Genomic DNA, 15,887 nt, shown 5'->3' with positions numbered 1-15,887 from the left:
TGATGTCGAGAGGGAGTTCACATGTCGTTTCTCACGGGGCGCAAGAGCGTTGCCGTACTGGCCGGAGCCTCAGTCGTGGTCTTGGGTCTGGCCGCCTGTTCAAGCACCGGCGGTAAGCCGGATTCTTCCGGATCCGGAATGGGCGCGGGTACAGCGGACACGCCCCGCGCCACCATTGCGATGATCACCCACGAAGTTCCCGGTGACACGTTCTGGGATCTGGTGCGCAAGGGCGCCGAAACCGCAGCGGCGAAGGACAACATCGAACTTCGGTACTCCGCCGATCCCGAGGCACCGAATCAGGCCAACCTGGTTCAGAGCGCGATCGACAGCAAGGTCGACGGGATTGCAGTCACCCTCGCGAAGCCTGACGCCATGGTTGCCGCGGTCCAAAGTGCCACCGCCGCGGGCATTCCGGTGGTCGCCCTCAACTCGGGCCTCGAAACCTGGAAGGACATGGGCGTCAAGGAGTACTTCGGTCAGGACGAGTCGATTGCCGGTGGAGCTGCGGGCGAGCGACTCAACACCGAAGGAGCGACCAAGGTGTTGTGCGTCATTCAGGAGCAGGGCAACGTGAGCCTCGAATCACGTTGTGCCGGTGTGAAGAAGTCGTTCAAGGGAGCGACGGAGGTTCTCAACGTCAACGGCAAGGACATGCCGTCGGTGGAGTCGACCATCACCGCGAAGCTTCAGCAGGACCCGGCCATCGATCGAGTCCTCGCTCTCGGTGCGCCGTTTGCATTGACGTCCGTGACGTCGGTCGGCAACGCAGGCAGCAAGGCGAAGGTGGTCACCTTCGACACCAACGCGGCTCTCGTCGACGCCATCAAATCCGGTGACGTGCAGTGGGCAGTGGACCAGCAACCCTTCCTGCAGGGCTACCTCGCCATCGATTCGCTGTGGCTCTACCTCAACAACGGCAACGTGATCGGCGGCGGCCTGCCGACGCTGACCGGACCCGCGTTCATCGACAACACCAACATCGACTCGGTCGCCGAGTACGCCAAGAACGGAACTCGCTGATCCGGGCGCACGGAGGGCTGAGAATCCGCCCGCCGTGCGCCTGTCCAGCACGGAAGGGAAATCATGTCCACTCAGGCAGATCTCGACCTTGCCGCCCACAAAGTCGTGACCGATGAACGGGTGAAGGAGCAGAAGCGCATTCAGCGTCTGCTGCTCCGCCCCGAGATGGGTTCACTTGTCGGCGCCATCGCTATTTTCATCTTCTTCTGTATCGTCGCGGCGCCGTTCCGTACGCCGGAAGCGCTTGCGACAGTGCTCTACTCCAGCTCCACGATCGGCATCATGGCTTGCGCGGTCGCCCTGCTCATGATCGGCGGCGAGTTCGACCTCTCCGCCGGCGTCGCGGTCACCACGTCCTCGCTGGCAGCGTCCATGATCGCCTACAACCTGCACCTCAATCTGTGGGTGGGCGCAATTCTGGCGCTGGTGGTTTCACTCGCGGTCGGATTCTTCAACGGTTACCTCGTCATGAAGACGAAGATCCCCAGCTTCCTCATCACCTTGAGTTCGTTCCTGATGTTGACCGGCATCAACCTGGCCGTCACCAAGCTCGTGAGTGGTCAAGTGGCCACACCCAGCGTCTCCGACATGGCCGGATTCGATTCCGCCAAAAAGGTATTCGCGTCGTCCTTCTCGGTATTCGGCGTGTCCGTCAAGATCACCGTCGTGTGGTGGCTGCTGTTCACCGCGATTGCCACGTTCATCTTGTTCAAGACCAAGATCGGCAACTGGATCTTCGCGGTCGGTGGTAATCAGGACAGCGCACGCGCGATCGGTGTGCCGGTGACGGCAGTCAAGATCGGTCTGTTCATGACCGTCGGCTTTGCGGCCTGGTTCGTGGGCATGCATCTGCTGTTCTCGTTCAACACCGTTCAGTCCGGTCAGGGAGTCGGTAACGAGTTCCTGTACATCATCGCCGCAGTCATCGGTGGTTGCTTGCTCACCGGTGGTTACGGAACCGCGATCGGCGCTGCGATCGGCGCATTCATCTTCGGTATGACCAACCAGGGCATCGTCTACGCAGGCTGGAACCCGGACTGGTTCAAGTTCTTCCTCGGCGCCATGCTGCTCTTCGCGGTCATCGCCAACAACGCATTCCGCAACTACGCTGCGAAAAGGTGACACATGAGTACCACAGCTGAAGTTCCCGCTCTCTCGAACTCGGGCGGCAACGTGCCACTGATCGAGCTCAAGGACGTCGGTAAGCAATACGGAAACATCATCGCGCTCAAGGGAATCAACCTCCGCGTCGGCGCGGGTGAGGTGACCGGCGTGCTCGGTGACAACGGCGCAGGCAAGTCCACACTGATCAAGATCATCGCCGGCCTGCACCAGCAGAGCGAAGGTGAACTGCTCGTCGACGGCGAACCGACGACGTTCCATTCTCCGAAAGAAGCCCTCGGCAAAGGCATCGCGACGGTCTATCAGGACCTCGCCGTTGTTGCGCTGATGCCGGTGTGGCGCAACTTCTTCCTCGGGCAGGAACTTCGCAAGGGCGGACTCATCAAGTCGCTCGACGCCAACGCCATGCGCGCGACGACGCTCTCGGAACTGTCGAAGATGGGCATCGAACTGCCCGACGTCGACGCACCGATCGGCAGCCTCTCCGGCGGTCAGCGTCAGTGTGTAGCCATCGCCCGCGCCATCTTCTTCGGCGCGCGCGTGCTGATTCTCGACGAGCCGACAGCAGCGCTCGGCGTCAAGCAGTCGGGAATGGTGTTGCGCTACATCACCGCTGCCAAGGAACAGGGTTTCGGCGTCATCTTCATCACGCACAACCCGCACCACGCGTACATGGTCGGCGATCACTTCGTTCTCCTCAACCGAGGTCGTCAGAAGCTCGACGCCAAGTACGACGACATCTCGCTCGAAGAACTGACCAAGGAGATGGCAGGCGGTGACGAGCTCGAGACACTGACCCACGAGCTTCGCCGCTAGATCAGAACGTCACGACTACTGCCTCGGTTCGAATCGAACCGAGGCAGTAGTCGTTTCGTCAGAGGGTGGTAGTCGGCCGAACCCCGAGGCCGGAATGCATGTACGCCTCGTCGATCATCGTCATGTTGGCGAGCGCGTCGGCCGGGCCGATGGGAAGTGTCGAGTCCCCGGCCAGATGATCGGCCAGGGCCTCGAGTTGGTAGGTGTACGACGACGTGGTGCCCAGATGCTCGACGATCGTGCGCCCACCGGCCGTGACGGAGACGCGGTCGTCGACGTCCGGCTGCAGGAAGTTGTGCACCAGGACGTCACCTTCCGTGCCGAAGACTCGGAAGGTGAAGTGATAACGCTCGTCCAACATCGTGGTCACCACGGATGCCGTGGCGCCACTGGGGTATTCGAGTTCGATGTCGAACCACGAATCAACTCCCGGAACGTATTCCTCGTGACGGGTCGCGGTCACCACCGGCGCCCCACCACACACGTCACTCAGCATCCGGGAAGCGTGTAATCCGTAGCAGCCCAAATCCATCAGAGACCCTCCCGCCAACGCGAGTTCCCACCGCGGATCGTTCTCGGCGGGGGTCGGCATCCGCAGTACCGTTTCCACTCGAGTTAGTTCGCCGACGGCGCCGTTCCGAACCAGATCCAGCAGGCGCCGGTTCACCGGATGAAAGAGGTAGTGGAAACCCTCGAGCAGCGTCACTCCGCTCACGCGTGCTGCCTCGACTACCGCCTGTGCTTCCGCCGCGTTGCTCGAAAACGGTTTCTCCGTCAGCACGTGCTTGCCCGCCTGAATGGCGGCGAGATTCCACGGGCCGTGCAGGCTGTTGGGCAGCGCGTTGTAGACGACGTCCACCTCCGGATCCGAAATCAGCTCCGCGTACGAACCGACCACCCGTTCGATCCCATGCTGTGCCGCATAGGCTCTGGCACGCTCGGGGTTGCGTGCGGCAACGGCCACCAGGCGGTGCCCGGTGGCCGTTGCGGGTTTGATCATCGCGTTCTCGGCGATTCGTGAGGCTCCCAGAATGCCTATTCGCAACGGGGTAGGTGTCACAGAACCGACCGCAGGTACTCGACGCTGGCTCGCACGTCGCGTACCGGCCCCTCGTCCGATGGCGCCTCGGTCAGAATTGTGTCCTGCTCGAGGACGTACCACCCGTCGAAACCGTGTCGCTGCAAGATGGCAGTGACACCGGCGATGTCGACGTCGCCACCACCGAGCGGACGGTACATTCCTGCCTTGACGCCGTCGGTGTAGGTGAGCTCGCCGCTGCGAACGCGTGATGCGAGGGCATCGTCGACGTCCTTGAGATGTACGTGGGTAATGCGCTCGGGAGCTTGACGCGCCAGGTCGACCGGATCGGTGCCGCCGATCAACAGGTGGCCGGTGTCGAGACACAGTGGGATGGCCGAGCCGTCGAGCACGCGCAGGACCTCGTCGCGCTGCTCGATCATCGTTCCGACGTGAGGGTGGACGACTGCTCGAATGCCGCGCTCGGCCGCGGCGTCGGTGAGCCGATCGAGATTGTGCAGCAGGGTTTTCCAACTCTGCTCGTCCAATTCCGGACGTGAATCGTAGCCGTCGGAACCCGTCGCGGCAGCGAGAACCAAAACCTCGGCACCCGAGGCGACAAAACCGTCGAGGATCGGGGAGATGCCTGGCACCGGATCATGATCGTGATCGTGCAGCAGAACCGGTGCGAACCCGCCGACTGCGCTCAGGTCGTGATCCGCGAGCACCTTGGCCATCTCGGCGGGTGCTGTCGGCAGAAAGCCCTCCGGACCGATTTCCGTTGCCGCGAGGCCGACTTCGCGCATTTCACGGAGAACCTGCGCGGGGTCGAGTTGGTAGCCCCAACCCGGGACTTCACACACACCCCAGGAGATCGGTGCGCCGGCGATGCGGGGAGTGCTCATGTGTGTGCCTCATTCTTGTTGTGAAGGAACAGATCTTTGACTTCGGTGATCGCCACGGGCCTACCCTGGTGCAGCGAGTACGTTGCAGCTTCGGAAATCCAGGCCGACTCGACTGCATCCGCGGGAGTACAGGGTGATTCCCGACGCCCGGCGACAACGCCGAGGAATGCTTCGAGTTCGGCACGGTAGGCGGAAGTGAAACGGTCCATGAAAAACGTGTACGGCTCCTTCGAGGGAAACGAGATTCCGGGGTCGAGCGAGCGGAGTGGCAAACGGTCGTCGAGTCCCGCAGCGACGGAGTCTCTCGAGCCGAGGACTTCGAGCCGGCAGTCGTGGCCACGGCCGTTGTAGCGAGTATTCGACACGACCGCGATGGTCCCGCCTTCGAACGTGAGAACCGTTGCAGCGGTGTCGACGTCACCGGCATCGGCGATCGCGCGATCACCCTGATTCGAGCCGGTGGCAAAGACCGTGGTGACTTCGCGGCCGCTGACCCACCTGACGATGTCGAAATCGTGGATCGAGCAGTCGCGGAAGATGCCGCCGGAGTGTTCGATGTACGAGATCGGTGGGGGAGCAGGATCGAGGGTGGTCGATCGGAGAGTGTGGATCCAACCGAGCTGTCCGGATCGAACTGCGTCGTATGCCGCCACAAATGACGGATCGAAGCGGCGCTGAAATCCGATCTGGACCGGTACTGAGGTCTGCTCGACAGCCTCGAGTACACGAACGGAAGATTCGATGGAGTCGGCGACCGGCTTTTCGCAGAACGTCGGGATACCCCGGCGGACAGCGGCTTCGATCAAGTCGGCGTGCGAACTCGACGACGCGGCGATCAGAACGCCGTCGACTCCCGAGGCGAGAAGAGACTCTGGGTCGGCGGCGGACTCCACGTCGAGTTCGGTTGCCACGTCGGAGGTGCGAGATGCGTCGGCATCGGTGACCACCAGCGAGTCGACGCCGTCCATCGTGAGCAGGTTTCGGGCGTGGAAGCTGCCGATTCTTCCGAGCCCGATGACTCCGATGCGAGCGCCCATCAGTCCAACCCTCCGAAGACGTTCTGGTCCCAGTCGATGATCGAACCCGTCACGACTCCGCTGCGATCGGAGAGCAGGAAGACGACGAAGTCGGCGATTTCGTCGACCTGTCCGAGCTTGCCCATGGGGAGGGTGCTGCCTGCACGTTCCTGCCAATCGTCACCGGCGTCGTGAAAAGCTCTCTGCGTGAGGTCTTCTCCCTCGGTCTGTGTCCACCCGATGTCGAGACCGTTGATCCGGATACGATCCCAGCGATGCGCATGGGCGGCGTTGCGGGTCAGACCCGCCAGCCCGGCCTTCGCTGCCACGTACGGCGCGAGATATGGCTGGCCGCCAAGTTCGGACGTGGAGATGATGTTGACGATGGACCCGGGGACCGCACGCTCGCGCATGTCTTTGACTGCTGCCTGCATCGTGAAGAACGGACCGCGAAGGTTCACCGCGATGTGCTGGTCGAAGAGTTCTTCGGTGGTGTCGAGCAGCGTGCCGCGCGAGGTGAGCCCGGCAGAATTGACGAGGGCATCCACGCGGCCGAAATGCGAGATCGTCTCGGCCACGCTGGCGAGTGCGGAATCCGTCTGTGCCACATCGGCTTCGATGAAATGGGTTCCCGGAAGTTCTGCCTCGAGAGTCTTTCCGACGTCAGGGCGTCGGCCGGTGAAAGCCACCTGAGCGCCCTCACGGACAGCGGCGCGTACGACGCCGGCGCCGACGCCTTGCGAGCCGCCACTGACCAGTACGACAGTGTCGGCTAGGAGTGCAGGCCTGATTACGCCCGGCGGAGAAGTCATGGGTTTAGTCTGGCTGTGACGAAGACCTCGAGCAACAGCGAAAAACCATCAAATATCCATCATTGTGAGGTAGTTGTGGCGCATCGATTCAAAGTGCGGGAGATCGCCCAGCAGTCGGGCCTGAGTGAGGCCACCGTCGACCGGGTGCTCAACGACCGTCCCGGAGTTCGCGACGGCACACGATCGGAGGTTCGCCAGGCGATCACGGACCTGGAACGTCAACGCTCGCAACTGAAACTGGTCGGTCGAACATTCATCGTCGACGTCGTGTTGCAAACTCCCGCACGGTTTTCCGACGCCGTCCGCGACGCGCTCGAGGCCGAACTGCCGACCCTTGCGCCCGCTGTGGTGCGGTCCCGGTTTCACTTTCGTGAGACCGGTTCGGTAGAAGCGATGACATCGACGCTCGACAAGATTCGCCGACGCGGGTCCCACGGTGTCATCGTCAAGGCTCCCGATACTGCGGAAGTCGTGGCGGCGATCGATCGGCTCGTGGCGGCAAAGATTCCGGTCGTCACGTTGGTGACCGACGTTGCCGGCAGCAGGCGAGCCGCTTACATCGGCATCGACAACCGCGCCGCCGGAGCCACCGCCGCGTATTTGATCGATCGGTGGCTGGGGGATCGGGACGGCAACGTGCTGGTCAGCATGAGCAGCGGATTCTTTCGCGGAGAGGAAGAACGGGAGATGGGATTTCGCTCCGCCATGCGCGTTTCGGCTCCGCATCGACGTTTGATCGACATTCCGAACAGTGACGGTTTGGACCAGACGAGTAGGAAACTGGTGCGGGCAGCGCTCGAATCCGATCCGCAGATCCGTGCTGTGTATTCGATCGGTGGCGGCAACCTGGCCACGGTCGACGCGTTCGAAGAACTGAATCGAGAGTGCTCCGTCTTCGTCGCCCACGATCTCGACGGAGACAATCGAAAGTTGCTGGGGGAGAGGCGAATATCGGCGGTGCTACACCACGATCTGCGGGCGGATCTTCGCACTGCTGCTCAGGTGGTCATGAAAGAGCACGGCGCCATGGGCGCCCACTTCGGTTTTACGACGTCACCGGTTCAGGTCGTGACTCCGCTCAACATGCCCCCGACATAGCTGTGCGCGGTCAAGGAGTCCGGAGACTCCCTAACCGCGCACAGGCCGAAGGCCAACTATCGAGCGAAGAGCAGCGCTCGCTTGACTTCCTGAATAGCCTTTGTCACCTGGATGCCGCGGGGGCACGCGTCGGTGCAGTTGAACGTGGTGCGGCAACGCCACACGCCGTCCTTGTCGTTCAGGATGTCGAGACGCTCGGAAGCGGCCTCGTCACGGCTGTCGAAGATGAACCGGTGTGCGTTCACGATGGCAGCGGGACCGAAGTAGCTGCCGTCGCTCCAGTACACGGGGCACGACGTGGTGCAGCATGCGCAGAGGATGCACTTGGTGGTGTCGTCGAAACGAGCACGGTCGTGCTGGCTCTGGATGCGCTCACGAGTGGGCTCGTTGCCACTGGTGATGAGGAACGGCTTCACTGCGCGGAATGCGTCGAAGAAGGGCTCCATGTCGACAACCAGGTCCTTCTCGACGGGCAGGCCCTTGATGGGCTCGACCGTGATGGTGACAGGCTTGCCGTCCTTGGGGAGCATGTCCTTCATCAGCAGCTTGCAGGCCAGACGGTTCACACCGTTGATCCGCATCGCGTCCGATCCACAGACACCGTGTGCGCAGCTGCGACGGAACGTGAGGGTGCCGTCGAGGTAGCCCTTCACGTACAGCAGCAGGTTGAGCAGACGGTCGGTGGGCAGTGCCGGAACCTGGAAACTGTCCCAGTGCTGGCCCTCGCCCGATTCGGGGTTCATCCGCGCGATCTTGAGGGTGACCATGACGGCGCCCTCGGGAACAGCGGGGAGTTTTGGTGCATCTACAGCAGGCGCAGACATCAGTACTTACGCTCCATCGGCTCGTAGCGGGTCTGGATCACCGGCTTGTAGTCCAGACGGATGTCGGAGAGCAGGCCGTCACCCTCCTTGTACGCCATCGTGTGCTTCATGTACTCGGCGTCGTTGCGATCCGGGAAGTCCTCGCGAGCGTGGCCGCCGCGCGATTCCTTGCGGTTGAGGGCACCGACGACGGTGACCTCTGCCATTTCGAGGAGGAAGCCCAGCTCGATGGCCTCGAGCAGGTCGCTGTTGTAGCGCTTGCCCTTGTCCTGGACCGTGATGTGGTTGTAGCGCTCCTTGAGAGCACGCACATCCTTGAGTGCCTGGGTGAGGCGCTCTTCGGTGCGGAAGACGGAGGCGTTGTTGTCCATCGACTGCTGCAGCTCGGTGCGGATGTCCGCAACGCGCTCGTGGCCGTGATCGGACAGGATGACGCCGACCCAGTCTTCGACCATCGCGGCCGGGGTTTCCGGCAGGTCGACGAACTCGGTGGAGTTCGCGTACTCGGCGGCAGCGATGCCGGCGCGGCGGCCGAACACGTTGATGTCGAGGAGCGAGTTGGTGCCGAGGCGGTTTGCGCCGTGCACGGAGACGCAGGCACATTCGCCGGCGGCGTACAGGCCCTTGACGACCTCGTCGTTGTTGCGCAGAACCTCACCGTTGATCTTGGTGGGGATACCGCCCATGACGTAGTGGCACGTCGGGTAGACGGGCACGGGCTCCTTGACGGGGTCCACGCCGAGGTAGGTGCGCGAGAACTCCATGATGTCCGGGAGCTTCTCGTCGAGAACTTCCTCGGGGATGTGCGTCACGTCGATGTAGACGTAGTCCTTGTTCGGGCCGGCGCCGCGGCCTTCGAGGACTTCGAGGACCATCGAACGAGCCACGATGTCACGCGGAGCGAGGTCCTTGATGGTGGGGGCGTAGCGCTCCATGAAGCGCTCACCGTCGGCATTTCGGAGAATGCCACCTTCACCACGGACAGCTTCCGAGATCAGGATGCCGAGACCGGCGAGTCCTGTCGGGTGGAACTGGTGGAACTCCATGTCCTCGAGGGGCAGGCCCTTGCGGAAGATGATGCCCATGCCGTCACCGGTGAGGGTGTGCGCGTTGGACGTCGTCTTGTACATGCGTCCCGAGCCGCCGGTCGCGAAGATGATCGACTTGGCGTGGAAGATGTGCAGCTCGCCGGTCGAGAGCTCGTAGCAGATGACACCGGTGGCAACCGGGCCGTCCTCGGTCTCGGTGATGGCGATGTCGAGCGCGTAGAACTCGTTGAAGAACTCGACGTCGTGCTTGACGCAGTTCTGGTAAAGCGTCTGCAGGATCATGTGACCGGTGCGGTCGGCTGCGTAACACGCACGGCGGACGGGTGCCTTGCCGTGGTCACGGGTGTGTCCACCGAATCGACGCTGGTCGATCTTGCCTTCGGGCGTGCGGTTGAACGGCAGGCCCATCTTCTCGAGGTCGAGCACCGCGTCGATGGCCTCTTTGGCCATGATCTCGACGGCGTCCTGGTCGGCGAGGTAGTCGCCGCCCTTGACGGTGTCGAAGGTGTGCCACTCCCAGTTGTCTTCCTCCACGTTCGCCAGTGCGGCACACATGCCGCCCTGGGCCGCACCGGTGTGGCTGCGGGTGGGGTAGAGCTTGGTCAGTACGGCCGTGCGGGCACGGGGGCCAGCTTCGATTGCCGCACGCATGCCTGCGCCGCCGGCGCCGACGATGACCACGTCATAACGATGTTCCTGCATGAAGTCTGTGCTCCCCTAGCTCGCCGAGATATTGGGGTCGAAGGTGAAGATGACGTACGTGCCCAGGCCCATGATCAGGATCATCGAGAGAACGAGGATCGTGGTCAGCCAGAAGCGCGTCGAGTCCTTGCGGGAGTAGTCCGCGATGACCGTGCGCAGGCCGTTGCCGCCGTGCAGCTGTGCCAGCCACAGCATCGTCAGGTCCCAGAACTGCCAGAACGGGCTGGACCAGCGACCTGCGACGAATGCGAAGTTCAGACGGTGAACGCCACCGTCGAGCATCAGCATGATGAACATGTGGCCCAGGACCAGAACGATCAGGGCGACGCCGGAGAAGCGCATGAACAGCCATGCGTACAACTCGAAGTTGTTCCGAGCCTTCGCACGCGGGGACCGCGGGTTGTCCAGGCTTGCGGGACGGTCGTATGAGGTGCCCAGGCTCTTGGCTTCGGGTCCGTGAGTAGTCGCCATGTCAGTGCTCCGCAAACATGTTGATGAGGATGCGTCCGGCGCCTGGGATCATCACCAGGAACCAGATCGTCAGAATGGTCCAGAGCATGACGCGCTGGTACTTCGGGCCCTTCGACCAGAAGTCCACCAACATCACGCGCACGCCGTTGAGGGCGTGGTAGAGGACTACGCCGACGAGGCCGATCTCCATGAGGCCGACGAGGGGGTTCTTGTACGTGTCGATGACGGCGTCGTACGTATCGGGATTGACCCGAACGAGTGCCGTATCGAGAACGTGTACGAATAGGAAGAAGAAAGTAGCGACGCCTGTGATCCGGTGTAGAACCCAGGACCACATTCCGGGGTCGCCCCGGTAAAGCGACCTCGTGCGCTCCTTCTGAGGAGCGGCTTCAGTCGTAGTACTCATCGAGTGCTGTGCCTCCAACGTCATTGGTGGACGCGTCGAGCCTGCAGAGAGCTTCGATGTACCTCAGCCCGGGCTCGACGGGATCCTGAACCGACTTGACTCAGACTCTAAACCTATGTGAAACCGGGAACTAATCAGATGCGGGATTCGTACGCGTACCAAACTCTTTGTAAGGTTTGCCTTTCCAATCTCCGTGAGACGGTTACGGCGTGGTTTCTGCATCCATTCAGTCAGCGTGATTGGATAACGAACCATGGGTGACATCGACTGGAAGTTGTTGCGGCACAACGCGCAAGTGGTCATGCGGCAGGCCTATGCGCCGTACTCGGGGTATGCGGTGGGTGCAGCGGCCCTGGTAGACGATGGTCGAATCGTCTCAGGATGCAATGTGGAAAATGTCTCATACGGTTTGAGCCTGTGTGCCGAATGTGGACTCGTCGGTAACTTGGCCGCCACCGGGGGTGGACGGCTGGTGGCCTTCACATGCTGCGACGCGAAGGGCGCGATTCTGATGCCCTGCGGCAGGTGTAGACAGCTTCTTCTCGAGCATGGCGGGGGTGAGATGCTTGTCGACACCAGCAGCGGCTTCAGGCCGCTGAGCGAGCTGTTGCCCGATGCTTTCGGGCCGGAACAAGCAGAGGGGCTCCGCCATGTTTGACGCAGTTTCCATCATCGGCGCCAAGCGTGACGGCCGCGAATTGTCGGGGACCGAGATCGACTGGATAGTTCAGGCGTTCACGCAGGGGGTCGTCGGCGACGAACAGATGTCGGCGCTCGCGATGGCAATCTATTTCCGCGGAATGTCGCGGGCGGAGACCGGTCGATGGACCGAGGCGATGATCGAATCCGGCGGGAGGATGGACTTTTCGGACTTGCCGCTGCCCACCGTCGACAAACATTCGACAGGTGGAGTGGGGGACAAGATCACCCTTCCGCTCGCGCCCCTCGTCGCTGCTTGCGGTCTTGCAGTCCCGCAGTTGTCGGGACGTGGACTGGGCCACACCGGTGGAACACTCGACAAGCTCGAGGCCATTCCGGGTTGGCGCGCAGACCTCACGGCGGCGGAGATGGTCGACATTCTCTCGGACCCGAAAATCGGTGCCGTGATCTGCGCTGCCGGAGCGAACCTGGCCCCGGCCGACAAGAAGCTCTACGCGCTGCGCGACGTGACCGGAACGGTGGAATCCATTCCGCTGATCGCAAGTTCGATCATGAGCAAGAAGATCGCCGAGGGGACCGGCGCCCTGGTGCTCGACGTCAAAGTCGGTTCCGGAGCGTTCATGAAGGACCTCGGCGACGCCCGCGAGCTGGCTCGCACGATGGTCGAATTGGGCAACGACGCCGGTGTGCGCACAAGCGCACTCATCACCGGGATGGACACTCCACTGGGACTGACGGCCGGCAACGCTCTCGAAGTACGAGAATCCGTCGAGGTGCTGGCCGGCGGGGGTCCGTCGGACGTCGTCGAGCTGACCCTGGTCCTGGCTCGGGAAATGCTGTCCGCGGCCGGGATCGACGGTATCGACCCGGCAGACAAACTTGCCGACGGCACGGCCATGGACCGATGGCGCGCCATGATCGGCGCACAAGGTGGGGACCCGCACGCAGCACTGCCGGTGGCTAGGCACAGCGCCGTCGTCACCGCGGACCGAGACGGTGTGCTGACTCGACTCGACGCCATGGCGGTGGGCGTCGCAGCCTGGAAACTCGGAGCCGGACGCGAACGGCAGGGTGAAGCCGTGCAGGCCGGTGCCGGCATCGAGATGCACGCAAAGCCGGGCGAAGTGGTCCGCGCCGGGCAGAAGCTGATGACATTGCACACGGACACTCCCGAGAGATTTGACGCAGCGCGTCGAAGCCTCGGTGGTGGCTGGTCCATCGGGACCGAATCCGACACCGTTTCGCGGCCGCTGCTCATCGAGCGAATTGTGGGTGATTCGCGTTAGCGTTGGCGAATGAACGCACCGGAGTTGACCACGATCCGCAGCGCACCCAAAGTTCTTCTCCACGACCATCTCGACGGAGGACTCCGACCCGAGACCGTTCTCGAACTGGCCGAGCAGTGTGGCTACGACGAGCTGCCGGCGAATTCGGCATCCGAACTGGCACAATGGTTCCGAACTGCCGCTGACAGCGGTTCGCTCGAGCTCTACCTCGAAACGTTCGCGCACACCGTCGCCGTGATGCAGACCCCGGAAGGGCTTGCGCGGGTGGCACGTGAGTGCGCCGAGGATCTGGCCGACGACAACGTCGTCTATGCCGAAATCCGTTTTGCGCCCGAGCAGCACCTGGAACAGGGCCTGAGTTTGGACGAGGTCGTCGAGCACGTGCTCGAGGGCTTCCGAGCCGGCGAATCCGCCGCCAGGGTCGCGGGACGGGAGATCCGAATCGGGTGTCTCCTGACGGCGATGAGGCATGCCGCCCGGTCGCGCGAGATCGCCGAACTCGCGGTGCGATTCCGGGACCGAGGAGTGGTCGGGTTCGACATCGCCGGCGCCGAGGCCGGAAACCCACCGAGCCGGCATCTCGACGCTTTCGAATACATGCGTGATGCGAACGCTCACTTCACGATCCACGCGGGTGAGGCCTTCGGATTGCCGTCGATCCACGAAGCGATCGCGTTCTGCGGTGCGGACCGGTTGGGACACGGCGTGCGGATCGTCGACGACATCGAGGTAGGCGGCCACGGTGGGGCAGAGTTGGGTCGGCTCGCAAACTACGTCCGTGACATGCGCATTCCCCTGGAACTGTGCCCGAGTTCGAACGTACAGACCGGAGCCGTAGCCGCCCTGGCGGACCATCCGTTCGGACTGTTGGCGGACTTGCGTTTCCGCGTGACCGTCAACACCGACAACAGGCTGATGAGCGACACCAGCATGAGCCGGGAAATGGCGGCGTTGGTCGAGACCTTCGGTTACGGCTGGACCGATCTGGAACGCTTCACCATCAATGCGATGAAGTCGGCCTTCATCCCGTTCGACGAGCGCCTCGCATTGATCGACGACGTCATCAAGCCGGGTTACGCCGTGCTCATCGGATAGATGACGTGGACCCGACTACTCAGGTCGCAACCGGGCCTCGAACTCACGCTCGAGTTCACGCCAGGCCTCGGATTCCTTGGTGAACGGCGCACTCGGGGCCATCCGGGACGGATCGGGATTGAGAAGGTAGGAGACGTACCAACCCAGCTCGTTCGACGCGGACAGAACTTCCTCGGTGGAGTCGTCGTCGGCGAAATCCGCTGCATCGGTGAACAATTCGACGGCAAGCTCCAACTGCTCGGCATCGACCACGTCCGGGCCCTGCGCGAGGTCGTCGGCGATGCCGGGCAGAACGTAGACGTTCTCGTCCGTGACTTCGATTTCGAGTGAACCGTCGACGGCAGCATTCTGAATCTCGCCGTACGTGCTGACCTGCGAGAGATCGTGTTCGTGGTTGTCCGCGAGATAACGAGCGAGTGCGCGCTCGCTACGGAAGACGGTGATCAGTCCGTCCTTGCCGAGGAAGATCGCCTGATCTCCCATGTAGCAGCGCAGAGTGTAGAAAGTCTCGGCCGAGGTGATGATGCGGATCGGATCGACGCCGACCTCGCCCCAGAAGGTCTCGACTTCGTCTTCGTCCTCGTCGAGGTCGTCCTCGTCGAATTCCTCGTCCTCGCCCTCCTCGGCGACATCGTCGGCGTCGACGGTGTTCTCGGCAGCAGCGAGCAGTTCAGCTTCGGCGACCGCGACGGCGGCAGCGTCGACCTTCGGGGAGGTGACCACCTTGTCGATGGCGTCGAGAACGGCGTCCCAGTCCTTGACGATTGCGGCGCCAACCTGATCCCACAGCTCCAGTCCTTCGCGACCTTCGAAGGTGCCGGCGCCAGTGGCCAGCGCGCCGAGTACCGGATGGCCGCTGAAGAAGCGGATGACGGCGTCGAGTTCGCACACCTCACCGATGTTGCGAGCCATGTTCAGGGTGTCTTCGAGTTCCGAGACCACCAGTGGCTCAGGGTCACCTGCGGCCAGCTCGGGCACGCCGACGAAGTCGAAGGTGAAGTTCTCTTCCGGCTCGAGTTCGGCTGCCGACAGTCCGGAGACGACGGCCCACGCCGGATGCTCGACCAGGTCGTTGTCCGAGTCGGTGCGGATGAAGGCCGCGAGCTCCGCGACGGAGGAGAACCCGTAGAGGTCTTCCTCATGGCCGAGAAACGCTTCCCACTCGTCGTCGCCCTCGCGCCAGCGGGGTGCCCACAAAGTGACGAGGTCTCCGTCGGTGAGTCCGATTTCGATAGGGACGATGTCTCCAGCCATGGGCGGAAGCCTATCCACCGCAGAGCGAAAGGCATAGCGGGGGTTGGTCACGTTTGTTTCAGCGACACGCGGAGCTCACCCACCAGCCGTTCTCGTTCATCATTGGACTGCTGAACTGCCTGGTGAATGGTTGCCACCGTCAGTGCGGCTACCGTGCGCGAATCCATGGCGGTGATCGCATCGGTGATCCGCAAGTCGACCAGAGCGCCCAGCCCGTCGACAGTCGCTGTCACTATCCCACCTTCACTCGCGACGACTGCCCGCAGAGCGGTGACCCCGTCGACGGCGTCCTGCAACAGCCCGGTCCGGTGTTTCGCCAGCTCCATGATT

At 62.7% G+C, this 15,887-nt stretch carries 17 protein-coding genes; 7 read left to right on the top strand and 10 right to left on the bottom strand.

The genetic code is table 11. The features are described from left to right. Window positions 1-21 precede the first annotated feature (21 nt). The 3 genes from ACFQ6Y_RS20180 (at window position 22) to ACFQ6Y_RS20170 (ending at window position 2,961) form a co-directional block, all read left to right on the top strand. Window positions 22-1,023: a substrate-binding domain-containing protein gene (locus ACFQ6Y_RS20180; protein ID WP_378636315.1), complete on the top strand. Its 1,002-nt coding sequence runs from the start codon at window positions 22-24 to the stop codon at window positions 1,021-1,023. 63 nt (window positions 1,024-1,086) lie between these two features. Then, entirely contained in the window at window positions 1,087-2,145 is a 1,059-nt protein-coding gene (locus ACFQ6Y_RS20175) for an ABC transporter permease (RefSeq protein ID WP_069145865.1), read from the top strand. A 3-nt stretch (window positions 2,146-2,148) separates the two neighbouring features. Further along, window positions 2,149-2,961: an ATP-binding cassette domain-containing protein gene (locus ACFQ6Y_RS20170; RefSeq protein WP_007727336.1), complete on the top strand. Its 813-nt coding sequence runs from the start codon at window positions 2,149-2,151 to the stop codon at window positions 2,959-2,961. A 58-nt stretch (window positions 2,962-3,019) separates the two neighbouring features. On the opposite strand, the gene ACFQ6Y_RS20165 is transcribed toward ACFQ6Y_RS20170, so the two are convergent. From ACFQ6Y_RS20165 to ACFQ6Y_RS20150, 4 genes are read right to left on the bottom strand one after another with little or no spacing between them, the layout of a single operon-like run. Continuing rightward, window positions 3,020-4,021 carry a Gfo/Idh/MocA family protein gene (locus ACFQ6Y_RS20165; protein ID WP_378636311.1) on the bottom strand — a complete coding sequence of 334 codons (1,002 nt, stop codon included), beginning with the start codon at window positions 4,019-4,021 and terminating at the stop codon, window positions 3,020-3,022. After that, the gene (locus tag ACFQ6Y_RS20160; protein WP_378447699.1) at window positions 4,018-4,884 is read right to left on the bottom strand and encodes a TIM barrel protein; all 867 of its coding nucleotides are present in this window, start codon (window positions 4,882-4,884) and stop codon (window positions 4,018-4,020) included. Before ACFQ6Y_RS20160 ends, ACFQ6Y_RS20165 begins: the two co-directional genes overlap by 4 nt. Continuing rightward, a complete protein-coding gene (locus tag ACFQ6Y_RS20155; RefSeq protein WP_378545086.1) occupies window positions 4,881-5,921 on the bottom strand; it encodes a Gfo/Idh/MocA family oxidoreductase in 1,041 nt (346 codons plus the stop codon). Before ACFQ6Y_RS20155 ends, ACFQ6Y_RS20160 begins: the two co-directional genes overlap by 4 nt. Beyond that, window positions 5,921-6,712: an SDR family oxidoreductase gene (locus ACFQ6Y_RS20150; protein ID WP_075832802.1), complete on the bottom strand. Its 792-nt coding sequence runs from the start codon at window positions 6,710-6,712 to the stop codon at window positions 5,921-5,923. Before ACFQ6Y_RS20150 ends, ACFQ6Y_RS20155 begins: the two co-directional genes overlap by 1 nt. Before the next feature lie 75 nt (window positions 6,713-6,787). Here ACFQ6Y_RS20150 and ACFQ6Y_RS20145 point away from each other — a divergent pair, with 75 nt between their 5' ends. Further along, the gene (locus ACFQ6Y_RS20145; protein ID WP_378636787.1) at window positions 6,788-7,810 is read left to right on the top strand and encodes a LacI family DNA-binding transcriptional regulator; all 1,023 of its coding nucleotides are present in this window, start codon (window positions 6,788-6,790) and stop codon (window positions 7,808-7,810) included. Window positions 7,811-7,866: 56 nt separating this feature from the next. Here ACFQ6Y_RS20145 and ACFQ6Y_RS20140 read toward each other — a convergent pair whose 3' ends face one another. From ACFQ6Y_RS20140 to sdhC, 4 genes are read right to left on the bottom strand one after another with little or no spacing between them, the layout of a single operon-like run. Beyond that, window positions 7,867-8,634 (bottom strand): succinate dehydrogenase iron-sulfur subunit, encoded by a 768-nt coding sequence (locus tag ACFQ6Y_RS20140; protein ID WP_003940925.1) that lies wholly within the window; start codon window positions 8,632-8,634, stop codon window positions 7,867-7,869. After that, window positions 8,634-10,385 (bottom strand): succinate dehydrogenase flavoprotein subunit, encoded by a 1,752-nt coding sequence (gene sdhA / locus ACFQ6Y_RS20135; protein WP_019747692.1) that lies wholly within the window; start codon window positions 10,383-10,385, stop codon window positions 8,634-8,636. Before sdhA ends, ACFQ6Y_RS20140 begins: the two co-directional genes overlap by 1 nt. A gap of 15 nt (window positions 10,386-10,400) precedes the next feature. Then, window positions 10,401-10,856 carry a succinate dehydrogenase hydrophobic membrane anchor subunit gene (locus tag ACFQ6Y_RS20130; protein ID WP_003940699.1) on the bottom strand — a complete coding sequence of 152 codons (456 nt, stop codon included), beginning with the start codon at window positions 10,854-10,856 and terminating at the stop codon, window positions 10,401-10,403. Window position 10,857: 1 nt separating this feature from the next. Next, entirely contained in the window at window positions 10,858-11,262 is a 405-nt protein-coding gene (gene sdhC / locus ACFQ6Y_RS20125; RefSeq protein ID WP_020969155.1) for a succinate dehydrogenase, cytochrome b556 subunit, read from the bottom strand. Between the two features lie 253 nt (window positions 11,263-11,515). Between sdhC and ACFQ6Y_RS20120 the strand changes: the two genes are divergently transcribed. The 3 genes from ACFQ6Y_RS20120 to ACFQ6Y_RS20110 are packed head-to-tail and all read left to right on the top strand — an operon-like array spanning window position 11,516 to window position 14,303. After that, window positions 11,516-11,920: a cytidine deaminase gene (locus tag ACFQ6Y_RS20120; protein WP_378636307.1), complete on the top strand. Its 405-nt coding sequence runs from the start codon at window positions 11,516-11,518 to the stop codon at window positions 11,918-11,920. Then, a complete protein-coding gene (locus tag ACFQ6Y_RS20115) occupies window positions 11,913-13,208 on the top strand; it encodes a thymidine phosphorylase (protein ID WP_378636303.1) in 1,296 nt (431 codons plus the stop codon). Before ACFQ6Y_RS20120 ends, ACFQ6Y_RS20115 begins: the two co-directional genes overlap by 8 nt. Window positions 13,209-13,217: 9 nt before the next feature. Continuing rightward, window positions 13,218-14,303 (top strand): adenosine deaminase, encoded by a 1,086-nt coding sequence (locus ACFQ6Y_RS20110; protein ID WP_378447694.1) that lies wholly within the window; start codon window positions 13,218-13,220, stop codon window positions 14,301-14,303. Window positions 14,304-14,318: 15 nt separating this feature from the next. On the opposite strand, the gene ACFQ6Y_RS20105 is transcribed toward ACFQ6Y_RS20110, so the two are convergent. Together ACFQ6Y_RS20105 and ACFQ6Y_RS20100 are read right to left on the bottom strand one after the other, a co-directional pair. Continuing rightward, complete coding sequence (locus tag ACFQ6Y_RS20105) at window positions 14,319-15,557, bottom strand: primosomal protein (protein WP_378545074.1); 1,239 nt, start codon at window positions 15,555-15,557, stop codon at window positions 14,319-14,321. Between the two features lie 47 nt (window positions 15,558-15,604). Further along, window positions 15,605-15,883 (bottom strand): YbaB/EbfC family nucleoid-associated protein, encoded by a 279-nt coding sequence (locus ACFQ6Y_RS20100; RefSeq protein WP_378545071.1) that lies wholly within the window; start codon window positions 15,881-15,883, stop codon window positions 15,605-15,607. Window positions 15,884-15,887: the final 4 nt, after the last annotated feature.

This window comes from Rhodococcus sp. NPDC056516, assembly GCF_042794655.1.
GTDB lineage: Bacteria > Actinomycetota > Actinomycetes > Mycobacteriales > Mycobacteriaceae > Rhodococcus_F.
Note: the sequence above shows the minus strand (reverse complement) of the source record. Positions and strands in the feature narration are given on the sequence as shown.